We start from the raw sequence: 25,542 nt of genomic DNA, 5'->3' as shown, positions 1-25,542 counted from the left end.
ACCGATCGGGAGGACTCTCCAGCATGGCAGACAACGCCACCACCTCGTTCACGGAGCTCGCGACCAAGGACGCCCCGACCGACTACGCCCAGCTGCGCGAGTGGGTCGCCGGGATCGCCGAGCTCACGCAGCCGGACGCGGTCCACTGGGTGGACGGCTCCCAGGAGGAGTACGACCGTCTGGCCGCCGAGCTCGTCGCGGCCGGCACGCTGACGAAGCTGAACGAGAAGAAGCTCCCCAACTCGTACGCCGCCTTCTCCGATCCCGCGGACGTCGCCCGCGTGGAGGACCGCACCTTCATCTGCTCCGAGAAGGAGGAGGACGCCGGGTTCACCAACAACTGGATGGACCCGAAGGAGATGCACGGCATCCTCGACGACGCCTTCGCCGGCTCCATGCGCGGCCGCACCATGTACGTGATCCCGTTCGTGATGGGCCACCTCGACGCCGAGGACCCGAAGTACGGCGTGGAGATCACCGACTCCGCCTACGTGGTCCTGTCGATGCGCATCATGGCCCGCATCGGCCAGGACGTGCTGGACAAGATGTCCCGCGAGCAGGCCTTCTACGTGCCGGCCGTGCACTCCGTGGGCGCCCCGCTGGAGCCGGGCGAGCAGGACGTGCCGTGGCCGTGCAACGAGACCAAGTGGATCGTGCACTTCCCCGAGGAGCGCTCCATCTGGTCCTTCGGCTCCGGCTACGGCGGCAATGCCCTGCTCGGCAAGAAGTGCTACGCGCTGCGCATCGCCTCCGTGATGGCCCGGGACGAGGCCTGGCTCGCCGAGCACATGCTGATCCTCAAGCTGACCAACCCCGAGGGCCGGTCCTACCACATCACCGGCGCCTTCCCGTCGGCCTGCGGCAAGACCAACCTCGCCCTCATCGACCCCACGATCGAAGGCTGGAAGGCCGAGACCCTGGGCGATGACATCACCTGGATCCGCGCCGGCAAGGACGGCGAGTTCCGCGTGATCAACCCGGAGACCGGCTACTTCGGCGTCGCCCCCGGCACCGGCTGGTCCACCAACCCGAACGCCATGCGCGCGATCTCCAAGGGCAACTCCATCTTCACCAACGTCGCCCTCACCGACGACGGCGGCGTGTGGTGGGAGGGCATGACGGACGAGGTCCCCGAGCACCTCACCGACTGGCGCGGCAACGACTGGACACCCGAGTCCGGCACCCCGGCTGCCCACCCGAACTCCCGCTTCTGCACGCCCATCGAGCAGACGGACATGCTGGCCGACGAGTACCGCGACCCGCGGGGCGTGAAGCTGGACGCCATCCTGTTCGGCGGCCGCCGCAAGACCACCGTGCCGCTGGTGACCGAGGCCTTCGACTGGGAGGACGGCATCCTCAAGGGCGCCACCCTCTCCTCGGAGACCACCGCGGCCGCCGCCGGCGCCGTGGGCGTCGTGCGCCGCGACCCGATGGCCATGCTGCCGTTCCTCGGCTACGACGCCGGCGACTACCTGGCCCACTGGGTCAAGGAGTCCGGCAAGGCCGACCCGGAGAAGCTGCCGCGCATCTACCTGGTCAACTGGTTCCGCCGCAACCGCGACGGCGGCTTCGCCTGGCCCGGCTTCGGCGAGAACTCCCGCGTCCTGAAGTGGGTCGTGGAGCGCCTCGAGGGCAAGGCCGGGGCCGAGGAGACCCCGATCGGCCTCGTGCCCGCCGCGGGCTCGCTCGACCTGTCTGGCATCGAGGTGTCGGCCGAGGACCTCGAGGACGCCCTCAAGGTCGACGCCGCAGAATGGGCCGAGGAGAACGAGCTCATCGAGGAGTGGCTCGGCCGGTTCGGCGAGTCGCTGCCCCAGGCCATCCGCGACCGCTTCGAGGCGCAGAAGGCGCGGTTCGCCCAGGCCTGATCGGTCTCGGGCCCGACCGGCCGGAACGACGCCGGCCCCTCACCTCTTCGGAGGTGAGGGGCCGGCGTCGTGGTGCGGGGGATCAGGTGGCGGCGATCCAGAGGTCCGGGCCGAAGATCTCGTAGCGGATCCTGGGGGCGGGCACGCCGGCCTCGATGAGGGCGGAGCGCTCGGACTTCATGAAGGCCAGGGGGCCGCAGAGGATGTAGTCGGCGCCCTCGGGGAGGGCCGCGGCGGCGGTGTCCACCTTGCCCTCGTGGACGGAGACGCCCTCGGGGGCGGTCTCCGGCGCCACGCCGAACCAGAGGTCGGCCTGCGCGTGGGGCAGGGACGCGACGTCCTCGAGGACCTGGTCGCGCAGGGCCACGGAGTCCCAGGAGGCGTCGCCGTGGAGGACGCGCACCTCGCGCTGCGAGCCGGAGGCGGCCAGGGAGTCGAGGATGGCGGCGGCCGGGGTGATGCCGATGCCCGCGGTCATCAGCACGAGCGGGGCGTCGGAGTCCTGGAGGGTGATGTCGCCGTAGGGGTTGGAGAGCTCGACGACGTCGCCGACCTCGACCTCCTGGATGAGCACGGGGGAGACTTCGCCGGCCTCGTCCAGCTTCACGGTGATGACGCGCTGCCCCGTGGAGGAGGCGGACTCGGAGAGGGAGTACTGGCGGGCCTGGCGCAGGCCGTCGGCGACCGTGACGCGCACGGAGACGTAGCCGCCGGGCCGGCCGGGGGTCTGCGGGGTGTCGTCGGCCGGCTCGAGGCGGAAGGTCACGGCGGCGTTGCCGGTGGGCTCCTTGGCGACGACCTTCCAGTCGGTCCACATCCTGTCGTTCGCTTGGACGGCGTAGAGGTCCTTCTCCAGCGTGATCAGGGCGTCGGCCATGAGCCAGTACACCTCGGTCCAGGCCTCGGCGACCTCGGGGGTGACGGCGTCGCCGAGGACCTGGGCGATGGCCCAGAAGAGGTTCTCGTAGACGACCTGGTACTGGTCCTCGGTGATGCCCAGGGCGGTGTGCTTGTGGGCGATGCGGGCGAGGACGGCCTCCGGGAGGGAGTCGGGGTGCTCGAGCAGGTGCGCGGCGAAGTGCACGATCGAGCCGGCCAGTGCCTGGGCCTGCTCGCCGTTGAGCTGGTTGGCGCGGGAGAAGGTGCCGTCGAGCAGCTCGGGGTGGGCCTCGAACATGTGGCCGTAGAACGCGGGCGTGATCTGGGGCATGTTCGCGGAGACGACGGCGGCGGTCGCCTCGATCACGGGGCGGGACTTCTCGGACAGCATGGGGTCCTCCTGGGGCGGGCGGCGATAAATGGTATTTCCGAGGTGAGATTACTCCTCGTCCGCCGCCCGCGCGACCCGCCTCCTCCGGTGGTCCCGGCCCCTCCGCTCAGGCACCGGGGAGCCGCCGCAGCCCGAGGAACTCGGCGGGCAGGGAGACCAGGTCCCGGACCCGTTGCCGGTCCAGCTCGGCGAAGAACGCCTCCCGGGCGCGGGCGAGCGCGCCGCGCAGGCTGCACGCCTCCAGCAGGGGGCAGGGGGTGCCGCTCTCCAGGCCTTCGCAGTCCACGACCTCGGGACGGCCGCTCAGGGCGCGCACGAGCTCGCCCACCCGCTGGTCCAGGCCGGCCTCGGTGATGACGGCGCCGCCCGCGCGCCCGCGGGCGACGTCCACCAGCCCCCGACGGCGCAGCTCGCCGACGGCCTTGACCACGTGGTTGTAGGGCACGCCGATGCGGTCCGCGATCTCCTGGCTGGTCATCTTGGCCCCCGCGTCCCGGCCGAGGGTCATCAGGACCCGCAGGCAGACGTCAGTGAACGCGGTGAGCTTCATGGGCCCATTGTCCCACCCTGACATGCAGGGTTGCCGTGCCTCCCGGACCGCGTACGGCGTCGGGGGCCGGTGGCAGACTGGCGCCCATGAGCACCTCGCCGCAGGATCCCGCCCGTCCGGCCGCCGTCGCGGACCCCGCCCTGTACGCGGAGGCGCTGGGCGTGCTCCGCGCTCTGGTGGGTCGTCCGGACGCCGAGTTCAAGGACGGCCAGTACGAGGCCGTGGAGGCCCTCGTGGCCCACCGGCGGCGGGCCCTGGTGGTCCAGCGCACCGGCTGGGGCAAGTCCGCCGTGTACTTCGTGGCGTCCCTGCTCCTGCGGGCGCGCGGCGCCGGGCCCACGCTGATCGTCTCGCCGCTGCTGGCCCTGATGCGGGACCAGGTGGCGGCGGCCGCCCGGGCCGGGGTGCGCGCCGCGTCGCTCAGCTCGGCCAACGCCACCGAATGGGAGGACGTGCGCCGGTCGCTGGAGGCGGACGAGGTGGACGTGCTGCTCATCTCCCCGGAGCGGCTGACCAACCCGCGCTTCCGGGACGAGCAGCTCCCGGACCTGGTGTCCCGCATGGGGCTGCTGGTGGTGGACGAGGCCCACTGCATCTCGGACTGGGGGCACGACTTCCGCCCGGACTACCGCCGCATCCGCGACCTCATCCGCCTGCTGCCCTCATCCGGGCCGCGGGCGGTGCCTGTGCTCGCCACCACGGCCACCGCCAACGCACGCGTGGTGCAGGACGTGGTGGAGCAGCTGGACGTGGAGTCCCGCCAGGACGTGTTCGTGCTCCGCGGCCCGCTGGCCCGGGCGTCGCTGCGACTGGGCGTGCTGCGCCTGCCCTCCCCGGCGGCGCGCCTGGCCTGGCTGCTGCAGCACCTGGGGGAGCTGCCCGGCTCGGGCATCGTCTACGCACTGACCGTCTCCGCGGCGGAGGACACCGCGCGGGCCCTGCGCGAGGCCGGGCACGAGGTCGTGGCCTACACGGGGCGGACGGACCCGGAGCAGCGGGCACGGATCGAGCAGGATCTCAAGGACAACCGTGTCAAGGCCGTGATCGCCACCTCCGCGCTGGGCATGGGGTTCGACAAGCCGGACCTGACGTTCGTGGTGCACCTGGGGGCTCCCAGCTCGCCGGTCGCGTACTACCAGCAGGTGGGACGCGCCGGCCGAGGCACGGACCACGCGGACGTCCTGCTGCTGCCGGGGCAGGAGGACCGGGCGATCTGGGAGTACTTCGCCACGGCCTCCATGCCGGACGAGGTCCAGGCGAGGGCCGTGCTGGAGGCCCTCGAGGAGTCCGGCGGGGCGATGTCCGTGGCCGCGCTGGAGCCGGTGGTCTCCGTCAAGCGCACCGCCCTCGAGCTGCTGCTCAAGGTGCTGTCCGTGGACGGCGCCGTGGAGCGCGTGGGGGGAGGGTGGCGCGCCACCGGCAGCCCCTGGACCTACGATGCCGAGCGCTACGCCCGCGTGGCCGAGGCTCGGCGGGCGGAGGAGCGGCTCATGCTGGACTACCAGACCACGCAGACCTGCCGCATGGAGTTCCTCGCCCGCACCCTGGACGACCCCACGGCGGCGCCGTGCGGGCGCTGCGACGTCTGCGCCGGCCCCTGGTACCCCACCGGCTGGGACGGCGCGGCGCGGGAGCAGGCGGACCGGGCACTGCGGCGCACCGGGGTCCCCCTGGAGCCGCGGCGGATGTGGCCCTCCGGCATGGACCGGCTCCACGTGCCCGTGAAGGGGCGCATCTCCCCGGCGGAGCAGGCGGAGGAGGGCCGCGCCCTGGCCCGCCTGACGGACCTGGGCTGGGGCTCCCGCCTGCGGGAGCTGCTCGCCGCCCCGGACGCCCCCGTCCCGGAGGAGGTCCTGCAGGCCGCCGTCCGGGTCCTGGCGGAGTGGGGGTGGCAGGAGCGGCCCATCGCGGTGGTGGCCATGCCCTCGCGTGGCCGGCCGCAGCTCGTGGACTCCCTGGCCCGCGGGCTGGCCGGCCAGGGCCGACTCCCGTTCCTCGGCCCCCTCGAGCTCGTGGGCGGCGGGCCCACCGCGGGCCCGGGCGGCAACAGCGCCTACCGGCTGGCCTCCGTCCACGGGCGGTTCGCCGTGCCGGAGGGCATGGCCCGCATGCTCGCCACCGCCCCCGACGCCGGCCGCCACGGCCCCGTCCTGCTGGTGGACGACCTCGCGGACTCCCGCTGGTCCCTCGCCGAGGCGGCCCGCGTGCTGCGCGGGACCGGCGCGCAGGGCGTGCTGCCGTTCGTGCTCGCCCAGAACGGCTGAGAGATCCAGAACGGCGGAGGTGCGGGGAACGCCTCGGGGCCGTCGTCCGCGTGCGGCGGACGACGGCCCCGGAGCGGGCGCCGGAGGCGGGTCAGCGCGGGGCGCGGACGATCGCCAGGACGGCGTCGCGGACGGTCTCCATGGTCGCCCGGTCCTTCGCCTCGCCGTTGTAGCGCAGGAAGGGCTCCGTGTTGGAGGGGCGCAGGTTGAACCACCAGGAGCCGTCGGCGGCGGAGACGGTGGTGCCGTCCATGCGCAGCACCGAGGTGGAGGTCCCGGCCACGGCGTCCTCCACGGCGGTGCCGGACTCGCCGCCGTCCGCGGCCTGGGGGGCGAAGCGCGCCAGGACGGCCGCCACAGCGGCGTCCTTGTCCTCCACCTGCGAGTTGATCTCGCCGGAGGCGACGTAGGGCTCGTACTCGGCGCCGAGCGTCGAGAGGGGGCCGTCCTGCTCACCGAGGGCCGCCAGCACGTGCATCGCGGCGAGCATGCCGGTGTCCGCGTTGAAGAAGTCCCGGAAGTAGTAGTGCGCGGAGTGCTCGCCGCCGAACACGGCGCCCTCGGAGGCCATCACGGCCTTGATGAAGGAGTGGCCCACGCGGGTCTGCACGGCGCGGCCGCCGTCCGCGGACACGAGCTCCGGCACGGCGCGGGAGGTGATCAGGTTGTGGATGATCACCGGGGTCTCCTCGCCGGAGGCCTTCGCCCGGGCGATCTCCCGGCGGGCGACGAGCGCGGTGACGGCGGAGGGGGAGACCGGCTCGCCCTGCTCGTCGATCACGAAGCAGCGGTCGGCGTCGCCGTCGAAGGCCAGGCCGATGTCCGCGCCGTGCTCCACCACGGCCCTCTGGAGGTCGCGCAGGTTCTCCGGCTCCAGCGGGTTCGCCGGGTGGTTCGGGAACGTGCCGTCCAGCTCGAAGAACAGGGGGGTGATCTCCAGCGGGAGCGCCTCGAGGACCTCGCCGCCGAGCACGGCGGGCGTGGTCTTGCCGGCCATGCCGTTGCCGGCGTCCACCACGACCTTGAGCGGGCGGATGCCGCTCAGGTCCACCAGCGAGCGCAGGTACTCCGCGTAGCCGGTGAGGATGTCGGACTCCGTCACCGAGCCCTGGGCGTCGGCGGCGGGGATCTCCCCGGCGTCGAGGTAGCCCTGGGCGACGTCGCGGATCTCGTACAGGCCGGTGTCCGAGGACACCGGCACGGCGCCGGCCTTGGCCATCTTCATGCCGTTGTACGCGGCCGGGTTGTGGGAGGCCGTGAACATCACGCCGGCCGCCTGCTCCACGCCGGCGGCGTAGTACAGCATGTCCGTGGAGATCAGTCCGATGCGCTGCACGTTCCCGCCGCGGCGGGTGGCGCCCTCGGCGAAGGCCTCGATGAACTCGGGGGAGGACGGGCGCATGTCTCCACCGACCAGGACGGTCTGGCCGGCCAGGCCGAGCACGTCCACGAACGCGGCGCCCACGGCGCGCACCGTCTCCGCGGTGATGGTCTCGCCCACGATGCCACGGACGTCGTAGGCCTTGAAGGAGTCGCGCAGATTGATCGCGTCAGCTGCTGTAGTCACCCGATCGATGATACGGCCCGGCCGTAGAGTGACCACGTGCCCCCCGCCCTCCCTGCTCCGCTCGAGCCCGGCACGCCGCTGTATCGAAGGCTGCTCCTGGGCCTGTTCCTTGCCGGTGTGGCCACGTTCGCACAGCTCTACGCCCCCCAGGGGCTGCTGCCCCTGGTCAGCTCCGACCTGGGGGTGCCCTCCCACCGGGCCGCCCTGCTGGTCTCGGCCGGGACGCTGGGCCTGGCCCTCTCCGTCGTCCCGTGGTCCCTGGCGGGGGACCGGTGGGGCCGTCGGCCCGTGATGGTCGCCTCGCTCGTCTCCGCCTCCGTGCTCGCGCTCGTCGGGGTGTTCATGCCCTCGATCGAGCTCTTGATGGGCATGCGTCTGCTCGAGGGCATGGCCCACGGGGGCGTGGCCGGCCTGGCAGTGACGCTGCTGGCCGAGGAGGTGGCCCCGCGTGTCGTGCCGGTGGCGGCCGGCACCTACGTCGCGGGGACGACCCTGGGCGGACTCTCCGGCCGGCTGCTGGCGATGCCGGTGGGGGAATGGGCAGGCTGGCGCGCCGGCATGCTCGCCGTCACCGCAGCGGGGGCCGCCTGCACCGTGGCGTTCCTGTTCGTCACCCCGCCGGCGCGGCGCTCGACGCCGGTGCGGTTGTCCCTCGCGCGGCTGGGTCGGATCATCGGCGGGCACCTGCGCACGCCCGGTCTGGTGGCGCTCTACCTGCAGGCCGCGCTGCTGATGGGCGGCTTCGTGGCCCTGTACAACTACATCGGCTACACGCTGCTGGCCCCGCCGTTCGGGTGGCCACCCACCGCGGTGGGCCTGGTGTTCCTGGCCTACCTGGCCGGCACGTGGTCCTCGCCGCGCGCGGGGCGCCTGGCCGTGCGGGTGGGGCGGTTGAAGGTCCTCACGGGGTCGACGGCGCTCATGGCCGTCGGCGTCGTCCTCACCCTGGTGCCCAGCCCGTTCGTCCTGGTGCCCGCCCTCGTGGTGGCCACCGGGGCGTTCTTCGCGGCGCACTCCGTGGCCTCCGGCTGGGCGGGGACGGCCGCCCCGACCGGCCGGGCCCAGTCCACCTCGCTGTACAACCTGGCGTACTACGCGGGCTCGAGCCTGTTCGGCTGGCTCGGGGGCGTCTTCCACGAGGGCGTGGGCTGGGCCGGCACCGTGTTCATGGTGGCGGGGCTCGCGGCGGTCGCACTCGTCGTCGCCCTGGTGGTCCTGCGCGGCCGCGAGGACGCCGGACCGCCGCCCCCCTCCGCCGTGGCCGAGGGGGCCGCCGCCTAGACTGGTGGGCATGGAATACCTGGTGCCGATCCTCGCCGTCGTGGTGATCGGCGGGATCACCCTGCTCGTGGCCCGTCGGCTCTCCGGTCGCTCCCAGGCCCCCACACGCAGCGCGACGGGGACCGGGGCGGACACCGTGGAGGCGAGCCCCGAGCGCGCCCGGACCGCCGCCCGCCGTCTCGACGAGGCCACGCACCGGGCCGTGTACGGACACATCGCCCAGGGGCGGCCCTTCGAGGCCGTCCGTGACTACCGCCGGGCCACCGGCCGCGGGGTCCGGGACGCCATCCTGGACATCCAGTCCCTCACCCTGCACCCCCAGGTGTGGTCCCTGCCCGTGCAGGCCGAGCCCGCCGACGACGCCTCCCCCGCCGCCGCTGACATGCCCTCCGGGCCGCCCCGGGGTCCCTCGGACGGGCGCGGACGGGACGGCGAGTCCTCCGCGCGTCCCCGTCTCCGTCGAGCCGAGCCGTCCGAGGCCGGACCGGCCCCGGATGCCGAGCCGGCCCCTGGCGGCGATGCTGCCGCCGATCCCGAGGCCGACGGAGCGACGTCCCGAAGGCCGGGGCGCCAGGCCCCGGAGGAGCTCACCACGCTGACCGTGCCCGAGGGCTGGACCGCCGACCCCGCCCCGGAGGAGCCGCCGTTCGAGGTGGAGGTCATGCGCGGCGAGGAGTCCGTGCGCCTGGCCTCCCAGGACCTCCCGCCGTGGCTGCGCGACCAGCTCTCCGCGATGGTGCGCGACGGCAACCTGGAGTCGGCCGCCGTGCAGCTCTCCAGCCACTCGAGCCTGTCCGTGCCGGAGGCCTTCGAGCTGCTGCGCCGCATGAAGGAGCGCCGCGAGGGCCGCGGCTGACCCCCTCCCGTCGCCCGGGCCGTCGTGCGTGGGCCCGCACATGACGAGGGCCCCGGATCCTGACGGATCCGGGGCCCTCGTTCAGTGCGGAGACGGGGGGATTTGAACCCCCGGCCCACCTATCGGCGAGCCCTTCATTAGCAGTGAAGTCCATTCGGCCGCTCTGGCACGTCTCCCTCCGTCCACGGCGGGCGTGACGGCCCACCGATGAACCCGTCCAGCGTACCGCGCGCGGTGGGGCCGCGGCAAAAGGCGGGGCCGTCCCGGGGCGGCGGCAGGCACAGCAGAGGGCCCCGGATCCAGCGTGGATCCGGGGCCCTCGTGGTGCTCAGTGAGCCTCATGCGCCGTCAGGCGCGATGCCTGCTCAGCGGCGACGGCCGTCGACGTCGTCGCCGTCGATCTTGACGTCCTCGTGGGTGAGCTCCTCGGACACGGTCTCGGTGTCCTGCACGGTGCGCTTGCCCAGGGACACCTTCTCGGCCTCCACGGTCTTGTTGACGACCGGGGTCTCCTCGTAGGTGGTCACCTCGATGTCACCGTCGCGGCCGGCGGTGCGGGCCTCGGCGGAGTTCGGGTCGACGGACTCACGCTCCACCACGACCTCCTCGCGGGTCACGGGGACCTCGACGGTCTCGGTGGTGGTGTAGGACTGCTTGCGCAGGCGGACGCGACCGGTGGCGCGGCGCTCGGTGCCCACGTTCAGCTTCTCGTCCTTGACGACCACGGAGTCGGCGTCGCCGTCGACCAGGTCGCGACGGTCGTTGTCCACGACGTCACGGCGGTCGGCGTCCACGACGTCGCGGCGCTCGCGGTCAGTCACCACGCCACCGGCGGTGCCGGCGGCAGCGGCGTCACGCACGTCGCGGCGGTCGTGGGTGTCCACAGCGGAGTAGTCCATGGAGTAGTACTCGTAGATGCGCTGCTCCTCCTCGGGGGTGAGGGAGCCGTCGGCGTCCACGTTCGGGGCGTCCTTCACGAAGTCCTTGGTGAAGGGGACGGTGATGCCGTCGGTGGTGGTCTGCGCCTGCTGCAGCGGGACGAAGGTCTCCTTGGCGCCGAACAGGCCGGTCTTCACGGTGACGAACGTGGGCTCGTTGGTCACGTCGTCCAGGTACACCTGGCCCACGGAGCCGATCTTCTCGCCGTCGGTGGAGAAGACGTGGCCGTTCTGCAGCTGGTCGAGAGCGTTGCGATCCATGATGAATGCTCCTTCTGATCTGGATTCTCTGAATCATTCGCCAGTGAGGATTCCCTCGCTGACATTGACCACCATTCCGCACCGCCCACGGGCCCGTCAACACCCCTCCCCCGCCCTTCTCTCATTCCCAGGCTTCTCCCAGAGTTGCGAGGAAATCGTTGGAATCATGCGGGTCGCGAGTCCCCCGTTCGCTCGGGTGCCACATCTTCACAGCGGATTCGAAGGACCTGGAGGGGGGTCAGGGCCGGCAGGCATGCGGCGAAGTAATCTTGATGAGCGGAGGCAGGCTTCCTCCGTCGGATGAGAGGAGAAGAATGTCGCCACCGTCCATTTCCGAGCCGACCCGCGCCATCGCCGTCGTGGGCGCCGGCCCGCGCGGGGTCATGGTCCTGGACCGGCTCCTCGCCCGTCTGGAGGCGGCGTCCGAGCCCCGGCCGACCGGATCCCTGGCGGTGCACGTGGTGGATCCGTTCCCGCCCGGACCCGGCCGCGTCTGGCGCCCGGACCAGGATCCGCTGCTGCTCATGAACACGCCGGCCTTCTTCCCGACGGCCTGCGCGGCGGACAACCCCGGCCTCGCCCCCTCCTCCGTCTCCCTCTCCTTCGACCAGTGGCGGTTGGCCCGTCCCGACCGCGCGGCCGGCCTCGAGCGCACCGACTACCCGCCGCGCGCCGTCTACGGCCGCTACCTCGAGGACGTCGTCGCCGCCGTCCTCGACGCCCTGCGCGCCCGGCCCGAGGTCGTGGCGGTGACGGTCCACGCCGCCCAGGCCGTCGCGCTGCGCGCCGCCTACGAGGGCGGCCCGGTCGCCGCCCCGGAGTCGCCCAGCGCCTGGCGCCTCACCCTGCGTCCCGTGGACGGGACGCCGCCCCGGGAGCTGCAGGCCGACGTCGTGGTGCTGTGCCTGGGGCATCAGGACGCCGAGCCGTCCGCGGCCCAGCGCCGCCTGGGGGAGGCCGCGGACGCCTCGCCCGCCCTGCACTACCGCGGCCCCCACCTGCCCGCCGAGCTGGATGTGGACGGCATCGCCCCCGGGGCCACGGTGCTCGTGCGCGGCATGGGGCTCAACGCCTTCGACCTCCAGGCGCGCCTCAGCGAGGGCCGCGGCGGCCGGTTCGAGCCGACGGGTGGGGAGCCGGGACGGGCCCTGCGCTACGTCCCCTCCGGGCGCGAGCCCGTCCTCCACCTGCTCTCCCGGCGCGGACTCCCCTACCTCCCCAAGGCGGCCGTGGACGCGTTCGTGCCCCGCGGGGTGCGCATGTCCTATCTGACGGACACGGAGGCCGAGGCCCTGGTGGCCCGCCACGGGCAGCTGGACTTGGCCGAGCACCTCTGGCCCCTCCTGCATCGCGACGTGGTGCGCGCCTACTACGCCACCCTGGCGCGCGTGCACCCCGAGCGCCTGGGCGGCCCCGCGGACGCCGGCCGGTTCGTGCGGGAGCTGGTGGGCATGTTCGAGAGCGCCGGCCGCGGCGCCCCCGTGACCGCACGCCACGGCCAGGAGCTCCTCCACGCGTTCGCCCCGGGGATGCGCTTCCTCGACATCCGCTCCTGGGCCGCACCCTTCCAGGGCGCCGTGTTCGACGACGCCGCCGCCTACCAGGAGGCCGTCGCCGGCGTGCTCGAGCAGGCGTGCGGGGAAGCCGCCGCGGGGGAGGACTCCCCGTTCATGCAGGCCGTCGGCACGCTCCACGCGGGGCGGCTGCGGATCAAGGCGTGGATCGCGCAGGGACTGCTCACGGACGCCTCGCGGATCCGGGACGTCCAGGGCTGGTTCGAGCCGCTCGTCGAGGGGCTGGCCTCGGGCCCGCCCCTGGTGCGCGTCGAGCAGATGCTCGCCCTGCACCGCGCCGGCCTGCTGAGCTGGGCCGGGCCCGGCCCGCAGGTGGAGGCCGACGCCGAGGCCGGGGTCTTCCGCGCCCGCAGCCCGCAGGTCGGGGCGGACGACGCCGTGGCCCCCGCCGTCACGGAGGCCGCCTGGCTGGTGGAGGCGATGATGCCGCCGAGCCGGGTAGAGGCCGCCGCCACCCCGCTGGTGCGCCAGATGCTGGCGGACGGCGTGGCCGCCGTCGGACGGTGGGAGGACGAGGACGGCGCCCTGCGCTCGAGCTCCGGGTTCGACGTGACGGCCCGTCCCCACCGCCTGCGCGGCGCCGACGGGACCGTGCGCGAGGGCGTCCTGGTCCTCGGGCTCCAGCTCTCCGGCGTCCAGTGGGGCACCGCGATCGCCGCGGAGGCCGGGGCGGACGTCCGGGACCGGGCCCTGTTCCTCGCCGACGCCGACGCGGCCGCGCGGGTCGCGCTCGGGGGCTGACGCGCGGACGAAGCCCACGGGGCCCGGGAGGAGATCCTCCCGGGCCCCGTGGTGAAGGCCGGCCGTCCCGGGCGCCGCGGCGCCCCGGAGGCGGGGTCAGCCGCGGCCGCGGCCCTTGCCCGGGTGGACGCCGGCGCAGCGCATCCACTCGGAGGCGGAGAACCCGGCGGACGCCTTCGCACCCCGCGGGGAGGTGATCAGCGCGCACTGGTCCGCGGGCGGGGTCGGGCGGGTGCCCGGCGTCGGGACGACCGGCGCGGCCGGGGCGTCGAGCTGCAGGCCCACGAGGACCGGGTTGTGGTCGGAGGAGCGCCACTGGTCCGGGGCGTAGAACTCCTCGCCCACGTAGTTGTCCCGCGAGTACTCGAAGGCCACGGACTCGTTGGCGTTGATCATCCAGATGTCCTGGCCGGTCACGGTGGCGTCCGCCGCCGGGGAGGCGTAGATCCCGTCCAGGCTGCCGACGGCGCCGTCGAACGTGTACGAGTACTCGCCCGTCTTGGCGCCCTGGGAGATGTAGCCCGCCGCCTCGAGGACGCGGATCGGGTCCTCCTTCTCGTAGGAGTTGAAGTCGCCCATGAGCAGCACACGGTCGGTGCCGGCCTGGACCTTCATCTGCTCGGCGAACGCCACGAGGGCCTGGGCCATGCGGGTGCGGTCGCCGTTGTAGGCGCCCTGGCCGTCGCCGGTGTCCACGTTGTCGCCGGTGGCGCCGGAGCCGCCCTTGGACTTGAAGTGGTTGGTGATCGCCACGAACTCGGTGCCCACCACGCCCCCGGCCGAGCCGTCCGCCACGCGGAAGGCCTGGGCCATGGGCTCTCGGGCGTTGGCGAAGTTCACCTGGTCGTCCAGGATCACGGACTCGCCCACGGGGGTGACCTCCGCGGGCTGGTAGATGAACGCCGAGCGGATGACGTCCTCGTCGGCCAGGGCCGGGCGCACGGTCGGGGAGGCCACGTAGGCCCACTTGGCGTAGCCGGCCTGGGCGTTCAGCGCGTCCACCAGGTGGGCGAGCGCGTGGTCGCGGTCCAGGCCGAACTTCTCGGAGTTCTCGATCTCCTCGAGGGCCACCACCGAGGTGTCCATGCCGTTGATCGCGGTGGCGATCTTGGCCTGCTGCTCGAGGAAGGCCTCCTCGGTGTAGGCGCCGCGCGGCAGGCAGCCCTTGGTGGAGACGGGCGCGCCGTCCTTGTCCGCGTAGTAGCCGCAGCCGGGGACGTCCTCGCCGAGGGTGGTGAAGTAGTTCAGCACGTTGAACGAGCCCACGGTGACGTTGCCGCCGAGGTCCTCGCGCACGGCCTCCGCGGGGCGCGTGTCGGCGATGTCCACCGGCTGGACCTCGGCCTTGTTCGCGTCCGTGAGGTGGCCGAGCGGCTGGAAGGACCACGCGCCGTAGCGGTAGTCCAGGATCACCGGGGTGCGGAAGTCGACGGCGGAGCCCACCCGAGCGGGGGCGTCGGCGTCGATGTAGGGCAGGGCGTTCTGGTTGCCGGGGGAGCGGAAGAAGTTCGTGGAGGCGCCGTCGTCCAGGACGATCAGCCGCTGCGCGTTGTCCGCGGCCACGGCCTGGGCATCGGCGCCGGGCAGGGCGACGGAGGTCGGGTTCGGCAGGGGGGAGGTGCCCGGGGCCAGGCCCAGGGAGCCGTACTGGTTCACGTCGTAGTTGTCCGTGACGGTCCACGCGCCGGCGGGGGCGAGCAGCTCGCCCTCGTGCGCCTCCTTCTCCGCCTCGGTCAGCGGGAAGGCGAGCTCGCGGGCGGTCACGGGGGCGCCGGCCTCCGCGGCCTGGCGGACGCCTCCGGCCTCCGCCTTCACCTGGGTGAGGCCGTAGTACTCGGCGACGTCGCCGGTCACCGTCACGGTCTGGCCCAGGGTCACGGAGCCGACCTCGGCCGGGGCGTACACGAAGACGCCGTCCGAGGCGCCCGGGGTGGCGTCCTCGGCGCCGCCGGTGCCGGCGGTCTGGATGTAGAAGCCGTCGTAGCCACCCGTGGAGTACACGGCCGTGACCACGCCGGTGGTGCTCACGCGGCGGCCCTCGAGCGGGGAGGTCGCGCCGGTGCCCTGGATCTCGGCGACGGTGACGGACGGCGCCGGGGCCGGAGTCGGATCGACGGGGTCCACCGGGTCCACCGGGGCGGTGCCGCCGCCCGCGGCGTTCTGCGGGGTGACGTCCGCGGCGACCGTGAAGTCGGCGGCGTTGTCGTCCGTGTCGGCGCCTCCGGTGCGGGCGATGGACTTCGGGTCCGAGTTCGCGGCGGGCGCGCCGGACGCGGCGGTCTCGAAGGTGTTGGTGGCGCCGTAGCCGAGCACGTCGGCGACGCCGGCCACCTGGTCGGTGACCACGGAGCCCGTGGGCAGCCCGGCGACGGTGCCGGCCTGGTCCGCGAGGACGATGGTGCCCTTGGTGCCGGCCGGGTTGAAGGACGTGGTGAGGTCCGGCGTCGGGAGGGCGGCGCCCGTGGCGCCGTTGGAGCCGCCCTGGATGAGGAAGTGGCCCTTGGCGGGGACGGTGCCGGAGAGCGCGACGGTCGTCGACGGGGCGGTGGTGCCCGTGGCGGAGCGGTACTGCAGGGACCAGCCGTCGAGGCTGATCGGCTGGTCCGTGGGGTTGTAGAGCTCCACGAACTTGTGGGTGAACAGGGCGCCGGCGGAGCCGCCGTTCGTGTAGGCCTCGTTGATCACCAGCGAGTCACCGGCCGGGGAGGCCTGGGCGGGGAGGGCGAGGACGGCGGGGGCGAGCAGGGTCGCGGCGGCCAGGGTGGCGGCGGTGCGGACCAGGCGCAGGCGGGGCGTGGGCATGCTACGGGTTCCTCTCGGGTTCGTGCGGGGGCGGGGTGATGACGGCGGGGATCAGCGGGCGGCGGCGCGGCGACGCACGGCCACGAGCGCTCCGGCGCCGAGGGCGCCCAGGGCGGCCACGAGCCAGATCGCCTGGTCGCCGGTCTGGACCTTGCCCGGGACCGCGTGCTCACCGCCGTCCTCGGCCGGGGCCGAGGGTGTCGGGGCGGTGGGCTCAGCCGGGGTGGACGGCTGGGCGGTGGGCGTCGGCTCCGGCGACTCAGCCGGGGCGGTGGGCTCGACGGGAGCGGTCGGCTCGGCGGGGGCGCTCGGCTCGACCGGAGCGGTGGGCTCGACCGGAGCGGTCGGCTGCGCGGACGGGGTCGGCTCACCCGGGGTCGTCGGCTCGGCCGGGTCGCTGGGCTCGCCCGGCTGGGTCGGTTCCGCGGGGGTCGACGGGTCCACGGGAGCCGCCGATGCGGTCACCTCGAGCGCGTGACGGACCACGGCGGTGGTGCCGTCCGCGTAGCGCACGGTCATCACCAGCTCGCCGGCGCCGGCGGTCTGCGGGGCCGTGATGCCGGAGAGGGTCACCGACTCCTGGCCGGCGGGGACCTCCACGGTGCCCAGCTCGGTGACCGCGCCGTCGGCGCCCTGGAAGGCGACGTCCACGGCGGTGGCGGCGGGGGCGCCGTCGGAGTCGATCACCAGGTCGCCGAGGGTGAGGACCACGTCCTGGCCGCCCTCGACGGACGCGGGGGCGCCGGTCACGGGCACGCCCTTCTTCGCGTAGTCCGGGTGCGCGGCGCCGTCGGCGGCGTCCTGGGCGCGGGCCCAGGACAGCACCGCGGTGGTGTCCAGCACACCCAGGTCCACGAAGCCCTGGCGGCCCGTGGCGAACGCGGTGTAGCCGTCGGGCGCCTTGGAGGGGTCGCCGAGCTTCACCCAGGTGTCGTCCGCGAGGAAGGACTGCGCGGCCACCGTGTACATGCGGTCGGCCTGCAGCGGCTCGCCGTCGATCCACACGCCGGTGACCTTGTCGCCCTGCGCGCGCGCGTCGTCGTAGGTCCAGGTCAGGTTGGAGGACCAGCCGAGGGTGAACGTCCGCTCGCCGTCGCGCCAGTTCTGCTCCAGGGCCTCCTTGATGGAGGAGCCCGGGAGGTCGAAGTAGGTCAGGGTGTTGCCGAAGGGGGCCACGTCCATGACCTCGCCCATGGTCAGCTTGCCGACCAGCTGCTCCGGCTTGGGGGAGAAGACGCCGCCGGCGTTGGTCTGGTCCACCAGGAGCTCACTGCGGATGCCGCCCGGGTTCACGACGCCGAGGTCCACGCCCGGCTCGGCGGCGGACACGGAGTGCTTCAGGGAGTCCGCCACCCAGTTGCCCAGGGTGGTCTCCGCGGTGCGGGTGCCGCCGGCCTTCCAGCCCATCCCCGCGGCGATGCGGGTGGCGTAGTCCGTGGTGATGGAGCCGCTGAGGTCCGCGATCACCTGGGACTGCATGTCGGTGAACACGTCCACGGCCTGCTGCTCGATCTCGTACACGCGGGCCGTCACGGGGGACTCCGCGGCGGCCTCGGCCGGGTCCTGGGTGGAGCGCGGCAGCATGCGCGGGGTCACGGCGGTGACCTCCCCGGCCGCGTCCACGGTGAGCTCGACGGCTGCCAGGTCGGCACCGGAGGCGGCCGCCTGCATGATCGGCCGGGGCACGCCGCCGTTGTCCGTCTGGTACTGGTACAGCTGGTGGGTGTGACCGTTGAAGATCACGTCAACGGCGGGGACGGTGCGCTCCACCATCGCGTCGAACGTGGCGCGGTTCCCCAGCTCGGCGGACAGGTCGGCGGCGGCCCCGGCGGCGCCGTCGTGGTAGGACGCGATGATCACGTCGGCCTCGTCGGCGGCCTCGATCCCGGTGGCGACCGCGTTGACGGCGTCCACCATGTCCACCACGAGGTTGCCCTGCAGGCCCGCGCCGGTGGTGGTGGCGTACAGCTCGTTCGGGGAGGCGCCGATCACGGCGACGCGCACGCCGTCGACGTCGAACACCTTGTGGGAGGTCAGGACGGGGGCCTTGGTGTTCGGGTCCACGAAGTTCGCGGACAGCACCGGGAAGTCGGCGCGGTCGGCCACACGGCCCTGCAGGTCGTCCAGGCCGCGGTCGAACTCGTGGTTGCCGGCGGTCAGGGAGGCCAGGCCCAGCGCGTTCATGACGTCGATCGTCGGGTTGTCCTGCTGGACGTTGGACACCGAGGCCGAGCCGCCGATCAGGTCGCCCGCGCTGGTGAGCAGCGTGGAGCCCTCACCGTGCTGCGCCTCGAACGCGGTGCGGTAGTCCTCCACCGTGTCGGCGAACTGGGTGCCCTTGAAGTCCTCGGACAGGGCGCCGTGGAAGTCGTTGAAGGACAGGACGGAGATGGTGCGCTCACCGGAGGCGTCCGCGGCGAGGGCCGGGGCGGCGGCGGGGGCGAGCACCAGGGTGGTGCAGGCGAGGGTGGCCGCGGTGCGGCGCGAGAAGATGCTGGACATGACTCTCCCGGGGTGCGAGGACGGGCGTCTCCCGTACGGGGCGGCGGGAGGCGGCCGTGCCAGGACACCAGCCGAGGGTGACACCGAGGTGAACGTCACACCAGGGGAGGGTGGCCCGCCGGCGAAGCCGCACGGGACGGGGTGGGAGGGTGCAGGGCGGATGGTGCGGGATTCGAACCCGCGGCACGGGGTCACCGCGCACCGGTTTTCAAGACCGGCTCCTTCGGCCGCTCGGACAACCATCCTCGCGGCCCGCGCCGGGGCGTCCGGCCGCGGCTCCACTGTATCCGGTGGCCGCGCGGGGCGTCCGGGGTGGAGGATGGACGCCGGAGTCGAGACCAGGAGGAACCCCCATGGACACCGCCCCGGACATGCTCGCCGTGCGCTTCGCCGGCGCCGGCGGCACGGACGTGATCCGCGTCGGCCGCGAGCCCGTGCCCGAGCCCGGCCCCGGCGAGGTCCTGGTGCGGGTGGCCGCCGCCGGGCTCAACCGCGCGGACGTCGTGCAGCGGGAGGGGCACTACCCCGTGCCGCCGGGCGCGTCGGAGGTCCCCGGGCTGGAGGTCTCCGGCACCGTCGTCGCCCTCGGTCCGCAGGCCGGCGTCGCCGGGGAGGGGCGCTTCGCCGTCGGGGACCGGGTGTGCGCCCTGCTGGCCGGTGGCGGCTACGCCGAGCACGTGGCCGTGCCCGCGGGGCAGCTGATGTCCGTCCCGGACGGCCTGGACCTCGTCTCCGCCGCCGGCCTCCCGGAGGTCGCCTGCACGGTCCACTCCAATCTGGAGGGCCGCGCCGGCGTGCGCCCCGGCGAGTGGGCCCTGGTCCACGGCGCCACCGGTGGCATCGGCGCGTTCGCGGTCCAGTACCTCTCCGCGGTCGGCGTGCGCGTGCTGGCCACCGCGGGCGGGCCGGCCAAGGTGGCCCGGGCGCTCGAGCTCGGCGCCGATGCCGCCTTCGACCACCGCGCGGCCGCCCCCGGCGCCTTCGCCGACTGGGTCCGCGAGATCACCGGGGGACACGGCGCGGACGTCGTGCTCGACGTCGTCGGCGGCCCCTACTTGGCCCCGAACGTGAAGGCCCTGGCCATGGACGGGCGCATCGTCGTGATCGCCGCGCAGGACGGACCCGTGCCGGAGGACTTCCACCTCATGCGCCTGGCCGCCCGCCGCGGCTGGGTCACGGGCTCCCTGCTGCGCCCGCGCCCGCCGGACGAGAAGGCCGGGATCGTGGCCGCCGCCGAGCGCGCGGTCTGGCCGCTCGTCGCCGCCGGACGGATCGACCCGGGCGTCACCGCGCGGTTCCCGCTGCGCGAGGCCGCCGCCGCCCACGCCCACTTCGAGGGAGCCGCGCGCATGGGCAAGGTCCTCCTGGTCACCGACGACGCCGACGCCCTCCTGCCGGGGGGCGCCGCATGATCCGCGGACCCTTCGCCCGGTTCCGCCAGGGCCGCTCCGACGACCGCGAGCTCGGGACCGGCCTCTGGCGCCGCAGCCACGACCGCTACGTCCGTGCCCTGGACCGCTACTGGCAGGTCCTCGAGGACGGGCGCAGCGCGGGCGGCTTCACCCCCGAGGAGCGCAACGGCCTGGTCCACGCGGGCAACGTGCTCGCCGAGCGCGTCCCGGCGGTACGGGCGCTCGCGGCCCGCCTGCACGCCGCCCACCCCGGCGACGGCGAGCAGCACATCCCCCCGGTGACCGCCCCCGTGCACCGGGAGCTCTCCCGCGCCTCCCACGAGCTGGCCGCCGCGGCGCAGGCCGTGGCCATGTTCCGGCGGGGTGTGAGCGGCTCGGAGGCGGTGAGCCGGCACGCCCAGCGGACGCTGGACCACCTGGACCGGGCCGAGGGGCTGGCCGCGGACCTGTGAGGGAGCGGCGCGGGGCTGCCGTCCGGCCGGGTGCACGGCTGCCGGAGAAGCAGAAGGACCCCGCCGCTCGAGGCGACGGGGTCCGGCTGAGCCCCCTGCCGGATTCGAACCGGCGACCTGCTCTTTACGAGGGAGCTGCTCTGGCCAGCTGAGCTAAGGAGGCACGCGACCGCTGACGGCCACGGCAGACCACCTTACCGTGTCCCGACGGTCCCCGCCACCGGATGCGCGCGTCGTCGTCCTCGGATGGTGACCGGATCCACGCGCGGAGTTCACCCGGCGGCCACGCGGCGGTCAGCCCGGGAGGGTGGGCTGGGCGTTCAGCCCCAGCCCACGCCGACTTCAGGGAGGCATCCATGAGCCTGTCCACCGCCGTCCCCGCCCTGTCCGTCGGCACCCCCGTCCCACTGCGCCTGGCCGTCGTGGACATGTCCGGCACCTCCGTGGTCGAGGGGGGCCTCCAGGACCGCGCCTTCGCGGAGGTCGTCGCCGCCCGCGGGCTCGCCGAGGGCTCCCCGGAGCACGAGCGCGCCGCCCGGCTGTTCCGGGAACGGCGCGGCACCTCCCGCACGGCCGTGTTCCAGGCGCTGTTCGAGGGCCGGACGGCGGCGCTGGAGGCCACCCGCGCCTTCGAGGCCGCCTTCGACCGGCTGCTGGCCGAGCACGGCGTCACCGCCGTCCCGGGGGCGGAGGGCGCCCTGGTGCGCCTGCGCGAGGCGGGCCTCGACCTGTGCCTGATCACCGGTTACGCCCGGCACACCCAGAACATGATCCTCGAGTCGCTGGGCTGGATGGGCCTGGCGGACCTCAGCCTCTCCCCGGACGACGCCGGCCGCGGCGTCCCCTACCCGGACATGGTCCTCACCGCGCTGCTCGCCCTGGACCACGACGACGTCCGCTCCGTCCTCACCGTGGGCGACACGGCCGCCGACATCCTCGCCGGGCGACGCGCGGGCGCCGGCCTGGTGGTCGGGGTGCGCTCCGGCCAGGACACGGGCGGTGTGCTCGCCGGGGCGGGCGCCGACCAGGTGGTCGACTCGCTGGCGCAGGTCCCGGACCTCGTCGCCACCCTGCGAGGCTGAGGCCCCGGCGGCTCAGCGACGCCCGCGGGGGGTGCGCACCCGCGCCGGCAGCAGCGCCAGCATCATCGCCTCCAGGGCGAGCTGCTCCGGCACGTTCTGGCCCAGGCGCTCGCGGGCGAGGTGCACGGCGTCGATCCGCGCGACGACCTCCGCGGAGGAGCCCGCGGCCCCGGCGGCGTAGCGCTCGATCTCGGCCCGCCGGTGCTCGTTCACCAGGTCCCCGCCGGCGCCGAGCTGCACCCGCAGCACGTCCCGGAACAGCCCGATCACGTCGATCATGGCGCGGTCCAGGGCGTCCCGGGTGACGCGCGTGCGACGCCGGGACTGGTCCTCCTCGAGGCGCTTCACCTGCTGGCGCAGCTTCGGGGGGACGGCCTCGCCCTCGGCGACGCCCAGCTGGCGGCGCAGGGCGGCCAGCTCCTCGGCGTCGCGGGCGGCCGCCGAGGACTCGGCCTCCGCGTGGGAGACCTCGGCGAGGCGGGCGGCCATGGCCATGGCGTCGGAGACGGCGGTGGCCTGCAGCGGCAGGGAGAGCACGTCCTCCCGGCGGGCCAGGGCCTCAGGATCCCGGGCGAGGCGGCGGGCCATGCCCACGTGGGACTGGGAGATCCGGGCGGTCATGAGGGCGGTGGCCTCATCCAGTCCGTCCCGGCGGTGCAGCAGCGCGGCGACGTCCTCGGGGGCGGGGATCCGCAGGGTCACGAGCCGGCAGCGCGAGCGGATCGTGGGCAGCACGTCCGCGGGGGAGGGGGAGCAGAGCATCCAGATCGTGCGCGGCGGCGGCTCCTCGATCGCCTTCAGTAGCACGTTGGTGGCCCGCTCCGTCATGCGGTCCGCGTCCTCCATGAGGAAGATCCGCCAGCGTCCCGTGGCGGGGGTGGACTGGGCGGCCTCCACGAGGGCGCGCACGTCCTCGATGCGGTAGCTCACGGCCTCCGTGGCGAGCACGGTGACGTCCGGGTGGGTGCCGCCGAGCACCGTGCGGCACGCGTGGCAGGCGCCGCAGCCGCGGTTCGCCGGGTCCGGCTGCTCGCACTGCAGGGCGGCCGCGAACGCCCGCGCGGCCGTGGAGCGGCCCGAGCCGGGCGGCCCCGTGAACAGCCAGGCGTGCGTGGGGCGGTCCTCGGTCGCGGCGCGGCGCAGCTGGGCGACGGCGGCGTCCTGGCCCGCGAGGTCCGAGTAGACGTCCGGGGCGCCGGTCATGCGCCGGTCCCGTCCCGGGCCGCGTCCGCCGCGGCCGTCAGCACGCGCGCCGCGATCGCGGCGGTCAGTTCCTCGGGGGCCCCTGCGGCGTCGAGGACGAGGTAGCGGTGCGGAGCCGCGGCCGCACGGGCCCGGAAGGCGGCGCGCAGCGTGCCGTGGGCTTGCGCGGTCTCCTGCTCCATGCGGTCCGGGGCGTCACCGCCGCCGGCGTGCCGCGCCGCACGTCGGGCCTCGGCGGTGGCGGCGTCGGCGTCCAGGAGGACGGTGAGGTCCGGGACCAGGCCCTCGGTGGCCCAGTCGTTGAGCTCGGCGACGCGCTCCGCCCCGAGGCCGCGCACCTCCCCCTGGTAGGCCACGGACGAGTCGACGTAGCGGTCCGTCAGCACGACGGTCCCGGCCGCGAGGGCGGGGCGCACGGTGCGTGCCACGTGCGCGGCGCGGGCGGCGGCGAACAGCAGCGCCTCCGTCCGGGCGTCGACGGGCGCGTGGGCCGGGTCCAGGAGCAGGGCGCGCACGGCCTCGCCCAGGTCCGAGCCGCCCGGCTCGCGGGTGAGCACGACCTCCCGGCCGGCGTCGCGCAGTGCCTGGGCGACGGCGCGGGCCTGCGTGGACTTTCCGGTGCCGTCCGCGCCCTCGAACGCCACGAACAGCCCCCGGCCGGGCATCCCCTGCGCCGCGGCGGCGGGGGAGTCCGCGGGGTCCGCGGCCGGGGTGGGGGCGGGGTGCGGTGCGGGGCGGGGGGACGGGGTGCTCACGCCCCGAGCCTAGACGGCCCGCCGGACGGGACACCGGCCCCGGTCGGCTCCTTCCGTAGACTGGCCCGCATGGACGCACCCATGCACCTCGCGATCGTCGCCGGCAACTGGCTGTTCTACGCGCTCGCCGTGGTCGCCTTCCTCCTGGAGCTGTGGGCGTTCGCGGACGCGGCCCGCACCTCCCAGGAGACGTTCCTGCGCACCGGCGGGCGCACCAAGGGCTTCTGGCTGGCACTGACGGGCGCGGCCGCCGCCGTGGGGCTGGTCGGTGTGCTCCTCGGCCCGACGGGCGGCTTCGGCATCCTCGGCCTCGCCGCCGTGTGCGTCGCGTCCGTGTACCTGGCCGGCCCGCGGGACGACCTGCGCTTCTACGGCGGCCGCCGGGGCCGCTGAGCCCCCCGCGACGCCGCCCCCGGCGGGGCGACCCCTCAGCCGACACCGGGCGCGACGGCGTCCCACCGCACGGTGAGCTCCCCCCGTCGCCATCGGGACTCGCGGCCCAGCACGGGCCAGCCCGCGTCCTTGAGCGTGCGCACCATGGCGATCCACCGCTGCCGGGTCCCGTAGGCCCCGAGCGGCGCGTGCAGCGCCCAGGCGGCGTCGGCGTCGGCGAGGAGCCGGTGCACGGGCTCCCCGGGCACGTGGCGGTGGATGAGCGCCTTGGGCAGGCGCTCGGCCACGTCGGACGGGCGCTCGAACGCACCCAACCGCATGGCCAGCGTCAGCGACGCCGGGCCGTCCGCGCGCAGGTCCACCCACGCCGCACGCCGCCCGTCCTCGGAGCAGGTGCCCTCCACCACGACGCCGCCCGGGGCCATGCGGGACGCCATCAGGTCCCAGATCGCGGGGACGTCCTCCTCGCGGTACTGCCGCAGCACGTTGAAGGCGCGCACCACCGTGGGCGGGCGGGAGGTGGCCAGCTCGAACCCGCCGCGCTCCCAGGACAGGCCCGGCAGGGCCGGAGCGGTGGCGCGGGCGTGGGCCACGCGCTCGGGCTCGATCTCCAGGCCCACCAGCTCGGCGGACGGCTGGACGGCACGCAGCCGGGTGAGCATCTCCACGGCGGTCCACGGCTGCGCCCCGTAGCCGAGGTCCACGAGCAGCGGCGCGGCGGTGCGCCGCAGCAGCGGCCCGTGCACGTCGGCGACCCAGCGGTCCACGCGCCGCATGCGCTGGGGGGCGGTGGTCCCGCGCGTCACGTGCCCCTGGGGCCCGCCGCGGGCCCCGGGCCGCGCGCGGCCGCCGTCGGGCAGGGTGAGCCGACGCGCCTTCTGGACCATGCCGGCCAGCCTAGCGAGGCCGTCGCGGAGGCCCGCCGGACGTGGCGCCCGCCACGATCGGCCCGCCTAGGATGGGGGCATGGCTGACACCTTCAAGCTGATCCTGCTGCGGCACGGTCAGAGCGACTGGAACGAGAAGAACCTGTTCACCGGCTGGGTGGACGTCCCGCTGACGGAGAAGGGCCGCGCCGAGGCCTCCCGCGGCGGTGAGCTGCTGGCCGCCGAGGGCCTGCTGCCGGACGTGCTGCACACCTCCCTGCTCAAGCGCGCCATCACCACCGCCAACCTGGCCCTGGAGGCCGCCGACCGCCAGTGGATCCCGGTCAAGCGCTCCTGGCGCCTGAACGAGCGCCACTACGGTGCGCTGCAGGGCAAGGACAAGGCGCAGGTGAAGGAGGAGTTCGGCGAGGAGCAGTTCATGACCTGGCGCCGCTCCTTCGACGTGCCGCCGCCGCCGCTGGACGACTCCTCCGAGTTCTCCCAGGCCGGCGACGAGCGCTACCGGGACATCGGCCCCGACGCCCCGCGCACCGAGGCCCTGAAGCAGGTCATCGACCGCCTCCTGCCGTACTGGACCGAGCAGATCGTCCCGGACCTGAAGGCCGGCAAGACGGTCATGGTCGCCGCGCACGGCAACTCGCTGCGCGCCCTCGTCAAGCACCTCGACGGCATCTCGGACGAGGAGATCTCGGGGCTGAACATCCCCACCGGCATCCCGCTCTTCTACGAGCTGGACCAGAACCTGAAGCCGGTCACCCCGCACGGCCGCTACCTGGACCCGGAGGCCGCCGCCGCGGGCGCCGCCGCCGTGGCCGCCCAGGGCGACAAGAAGTGACCCCCGCGCCGGGCGGGACGCGGCAGTGCGCCGCGCCCGTCCGGCGTCG

The 25,542-nt window shown here is 74.5% G+C and carries 19 protein-coding genes and 3 tRNA genes; 10 read left to right on the top strand and 12 right to left on the bottom strand.

What is annotated here, in order from left to right; genetic code table 11:
* Window positions 1-23 precede the first annotated feature (23 nt).
* The gene (locus tag KW076_RS00175) at window positions 24-1,868 is read left to right on the top strand and encodes a phosphoenolpyruvate carboxykinase (GTP) (protein ID WP_224355634.1); all 1,845 of its coding nucleotides are present in this window, start codon (window positions 24-26) and stop codon (window positions 1,866-1,868) included.
* Between the two features lie 82 nt (window positions 1,869-1,950).
* Here KW076_RS00175 and KW076_RS00170 read toward each other — a convergent pair whose 3' ends face one another.
* Together KW076_RS00170 and KW076_RS00165 are read right to left on the bottom strand one after the other, a co-directional pair.
* The gene (locus KW076_RS00170; RefSeq protein WP_224355633.1) at window positions 1,951-3,138 is read right to left on the bottom strand and encodes a globin domain-containing protein; all 1,188 of its coding nucleotides are present in this window, start codon (window positions 3,136-3,138) and stop codon (window positions 1,951-1,953) included.
* Window positions 3,139-3,244: 106 nt separating this feature from the next.
* The gene (locus KW076_RS00165) at window positions 3,245-3,688 is read right to left on the bottom strand and encodes an RrF2 family transcriptional regulator (RefSeq protein ID WP_224355632.1); all 444 of its coding nucleotides are present in this window, start codon (window positions 3,686-3,688) and stop codon (window positions 3,245-3,247) included.
* A gap of 86 nt (window positions 3,689-3,774) precedes the next feature.
* On the opposite strand from KW076_RS00165, the gene KW076_RS00160 reads away from it, so the two are divergent.
* Window positions 3,775-5,952 (top strand): RecQ family ATP-dependent DNA helicase, encoded by a 2,178-nt coding sequence (locus KW076_RS00160; protein ID WP_224355631.1) that lies wholly within the window; start codon window positions 3,775-3,777, stop codon window positions 5,950-5,952.
* A gap of 91 nt (window positions 5,953-6,043) precedes the next feature.
* Here KW076_RS00160 and KW076_RS00155 read toward each other — a convergent pair whose 3' ends face one another.
* Window positions 6,044-7,519, bottom strand: coding sequence for a phosphomannomutase/phosphoglucomutase (locus KW076_RS00155; RefSeq protein WP_224355630.1), 1,476 nt, complete (start codon window positions 7,517-7,519; stop codon window positions 6,044-6,046).
* A gap of 36 nt (window positions 7,520-7,555) precedes the next feature.
* Between KW076_RS00155 and KW076_RS00150 the strand changes: the two genes are divergently transcribed.
* Window positions 7,556-8,800: an MFS transporter gene (locus KW076_RS00150; protein WP_224355629.1), complete on the top strand. Its 1,245-nt coding sequence runs from the start codon at window positions 7,556-7,558 to the stop codon at window positions 8,798-8,800.
* 10 nt (window positions 8,801-8,810) lie between these two features.
* Window positions 8,811-9,656 (top strand): hypothetical protein, encoded by an 846-nt coding sequence (locus KW076_RS00145; RefSeq protein ID WP_224355628.1) that lies wholly within the window; start codon window positions 8,811-8,813, stop codon window positions 9,654-9,656.
* 87 nt (window positions 9,657-9,743) lie between these two features.
* On the opposite strand, the gene KW076_RS00140 is transcribed toward KW076_RS00145, so the two are convergent.
* A tRNA-Ser gene (locus KW076_RS00140) sits at window positions 9,744-9,832 on the bottom strand.
* A 189-nt stretch (window positions 9,833-10,021) separates the two neighbouring features.
* Window positions 10,022-10,855, bottom strand: a complete 834-nt coding sequence (locus tag KW076_RS00135) for a PRC and DUF2382 domain-containing protein (RefSeq protein WP_224355627.1) — start codon at window positions 10,853-10,855, stop codon at window positions 10,022-10,024.
* A gap of 314 nt (window positions 10,856-11,169) precedes the next feature.
* On the opposite strand from KW076_RS00135, the gene KW076_RS00130 reads away from it, so the two are divergent.
* Window positions 11,170-13,170, top strand: a complete 2,001-nt coding sequence (locus KW076_RS00130) for an FAD/NAD(P)-binding protein (protein ID WP_224355626.1) — start codon at window positions 11,170-11,172, stop codon at window positions 13,168-13,170.
* Window positions 13,171-13,266: 96 nt separating this feature from the next.
* On the opposite strand, the gene KW076_RS00125 is transcribed toward KW076_RS00130, so the two are convergent.
* From KW076_RS00125 to KW076_RS00115, 3 genes are all read right to left on the bottom strand, one after another.
* The gene (locus KW076_RS00125; RefSeq protein WP_224355625.1) at window positions 13,267-15,972 is read right to left on the bottom strand and encodes an ExeM/NucH family extracellular endonuclease; all 2,706 of its coding nucleotides are present in this window, start codon (window positions 15,970-15,972) and stop codon (window positions 13,267-13,269) included.
* A gap of 51 nt (window positions 15,973-16,023) precedes the next feature.
* Entirely contained in the window at window positions 16,024-18,474 is a 2,451-nt protein-coding gene (locus KW076_RS00120) for a 5'-nucleotidase C-terminal domain-containing protein (RefSeq protein ID WP_224355624.1), read from the bottom strand.
* Window positions 18,475-18,631: 157 nt separating this feature from the next.
* A tRNA-Ser gene (locus KW076_RS00115) sits at window positions 18,632-18,719 on the bottom strand.
* A 126-nt stretch (window positions 18,720-18,845) separates the two neighbouring features.
* Here KW076_RS00115 and KW076_RS00110 point away from each other — a divergent pair.
* Window positions 18,846-19,886: an NAD(P)H-quinone oxidoreductase gene (locus tag KW076_RS00110; RefSeq protein ID WP_224356745.1), complete on the top strand. Its 1,041-nt coding sequence runs from the start codon at window positions 18,846-18,848 to the stop codon at window positions 19,884-19,886.
* A complete protein-coding gene (locus KW076_RS00105) occupies window positions 19,883-20,338 on the top strand; it encodes a hypothetical protein (protein ID WP_224355623.1) in 456 nt (151 codons plus the stop codon). Before KW076_RS00110 ends, KW076_RS00105 begins: the two co-directional genes overlap by 4 nt.
* An 89-nt stretch (window positions 20,339-20,427) precedes the next feature.
* On the opposite strand, the gene KW076_RS00100 is transcribed toward KW076_RS00105, so the two are convergent.
* A tRNA-Thr gene (locus KW076_RS00100) sits at window positions 20,428-20,501 on the bottom strand.
* Window positions 20,502-20,694: 193 nt separating this feature from the next.
* On the opposite strand from KW076_RS00100, the gene KW076_RS00095 reads away from it, so the two are divergent.
* Window positions 20,695-21,420, top strand: a complete 726-nt coding sequence (locus KW076_RS00095; protein ID WP_224355622.1) for an HAD family hydrolase — start codon at window positions 20,695-20,697, stop codon at window positions 21,418-21,420.
* Between the two features lie 12 nt (window positions 21,421-21,432).
* On the opposite strand, the gene KW076_RS00090 is transcribed toward KW076_RS00095, so the two are convergent.
* Both KW076_RS00090 and tmk read right to left on the bottom strand, forming a co-directional pair.
* A complete protein-coding gene (locus tag KW076_RS00090; protein WP_224355621.1) occupies window positions 21,433-22,623 on the bottom strand; it encodes a DNA polymerase III subunit delta' in 1,191 nt (396 codons plus the stop codon).
* A complete protein-coding gene (tmk, locus tag KW076_RS00085) occupies window positions 22,620-23,288 on the bottom strand; it encodes a dTMP kinase (RefSeq protein ID WP_224356744.1) in 669 nt (222 codons plus the stop codon). The genes KW076_RS00090 and tmk overlap by 4 nt, the downstream gene beginning before the upstream one ends.
* A 159-nt stretch (window positions 23,289-23,447) precedes the next feature.
* Here tmk and KW076_RS00080 point away from each other — a divergent pair, with 159 nt between their 5' ends.
* Entirely contained in the window at window positions 23,448-23,771 is a 324-nt protein-coding gene (locus tag KW076_RS00080; protein ID WP_224355620.1) for a DUF2516 family protein, read from the top strand.
* A gap of 35 nt (window positions 23,772-23,806) precedes the next feature.
* Here the strand turns inward: KW076_RS00080 and KW076_RS00075 are convergent, their stop codons facing one another.
* Complete coding sequence (locus KW076_RS00075; protein ID WP_224355619.1) at window positions 23,807-24,658, bottom strand: class I SAM-dependent methyltransferase; 852 nt, start codon at window positions 24,656-24,658, stop codon at window positions 23,807-23,809.
* Between the two features lie 79 nt (window positions 24,659-24,737).
* Between KW076_RS00075 and KW076_RS00070 the strand changes: the two genes are divergently transcribed.
* Window positions 24,738-25,493: a phosphoglyceromutase gene (locus KW076_RS00070; RefSeq protein ID WP_224355618.1), complete on the top strand. Its 756-nt coding sequence runs from the start codon at window positions 24,738-24,740 to the stop codon at window positions 25,491-25,493.
* Window positions 25,494-25,542: the final 49 nt, after the last annotated feature.

Origin of the sequence: Micrococcus porci, from assembly GCF_020097155.1 — a bacterium.
Lineage (GTDB): Bacteria > Actinomycetota > Actinomycetes > Actinomycetales > Micrococcaceae > Micrococcus > Micrococcus porci.
The sequence above is the reverse complement of the archived record's forward strand: the minus strand, read 5'-3'. Positions and strand labels throughout refer to the sequence as shown.

What these genes read in the sequence shown, in the direction of transcription:
- KW076_RS00160 (WP_224355631.1), top strand. Translation starts at nt 3,775, where the DNA reads ATGAGCACCTCGCCGCAGGATCCCGCCCGTCCGGCCGCCGTCGCGGAC.
- KW076_RS00135 (WP_224355627.1), bottom strand. Translation starts at nt 10,855, where the DNA reads ATGGATCGCAACGCTCTCGACCAGCTGCAGAACGGCCACGTCTTCTCC.
- tmk (WP_224356744.1), bottom strand. Translation starts at nt 23,288, where the DNA reads ATGCCCGGCCGGGGGCTGTTCGTGGCGTTCGAGGGCGCGGACGGCACC.
- KW076_RS00170 (WP_224355633.1), bottom strand. Translation starts at nt 3,138, where the DNA reads ATGCTGTCCGAGAAGTCCCGCCCCGTGATCGAGGCGACCGCCGCCGTC.
- KW076_RS00125 (WP_224355625.1), bottom strand. Translation starts at nt 15,972, where the DNA reads ATGCCCACGCCCCGCCTGCGCCTGGTCCGCACCGCCGCCACCCTGGCC.
- KW076_RS00145 (WP_224355628.1), top strand. Translation starts at nt 8,811, where the DNA reads ATGGAATACCTGGTGCCGATCCTCGCCGTCGTGGTGATCGGCGGGATC.
- KW076_RS00110 (WP_224356745.1), top strand. Translation starts at nt 18,846, where the DNA reads ATGCTCGCCGTGCGCTTCGCCGGCGCCGGCGGCACGGACGTGATCCGC.
- KW076_RS00105 (WP_224355623.1), top strand. Translation starts at nt 19,883, where the DNA reads ATGATCCGCGGACCCTTCGCCCGGTTCCGCCAGGGCCGCTCCGACGAC.
- KW076_RS00130 (WP_224355626.1), top strand. Translation starts at nt 11,170, where the DNA reads ATGTCGCCACCGTCCATTTCCGAGCCGACCCGCGCCATCGCCGTCGTG.
- KW076_RS00070 (WP_224355618.1), top strand. Translation starts at nt 24,738, where the DNA reads ATGGCTGACACCTTCAAGCTGATCCTGCTGCGGCACGGTCAGAGCGAC.
- KW076_RS00175 (WP_224355634.1), top strand. Translation starts at nt 24, where the DNA reads ATGGCAGACAACGCCACCACCTCGTTCACGGAGCTCGCGACCAAGGAC.
- KW076_RS00095 (WP_224355622.1), top strand. Translation starts at nt 20,695, where the DNA reads ATGAGCCTGTCCACCGCCGTCCCCGCCCTGTCCGTCGGCACCCCCGTC.
- KW076_RS00120 (WP_224355624.1), bottom strand. Translation starts at nt 18,474, where the DNA reads ATGTCCAGCATCTTCTCGCGCCGCACCGCGGCCACCCTCGCCTGCACC.
- KW076_RS00080 (WP_224355620.1), top strand. Translation starts at nt 23,448, where the DNA reads ATGGACGCACCCATGCACCTCGCGATCGTCGCCGGCAACTGGCTGTTC.
- KW076_RS00165 (WP_224355632.1), bottom strand. Translation starts at nt 3,688, where the DNA reads ATGAAGCTCACCGCGTTCACTGACGTCTGCCTGCGGGTCCTGATGACC.
- KW076_RS00075 (WP_224355619.1), bottom strand. Translation starts at nt 24,658, where the DNA reads ATGGTCCAGAAGGCGCGTCGGCTCACCCTGCCCGACGGCGGCCGCGCG.
- KW076_RS00090 (WP_224355621.1), bottom strand. Translation starts at nt 22,623, where the DNA reads ATGACCGGCGCCCCGGACGTCTACTCGGACCTCGCGGGCCAGGACGCC.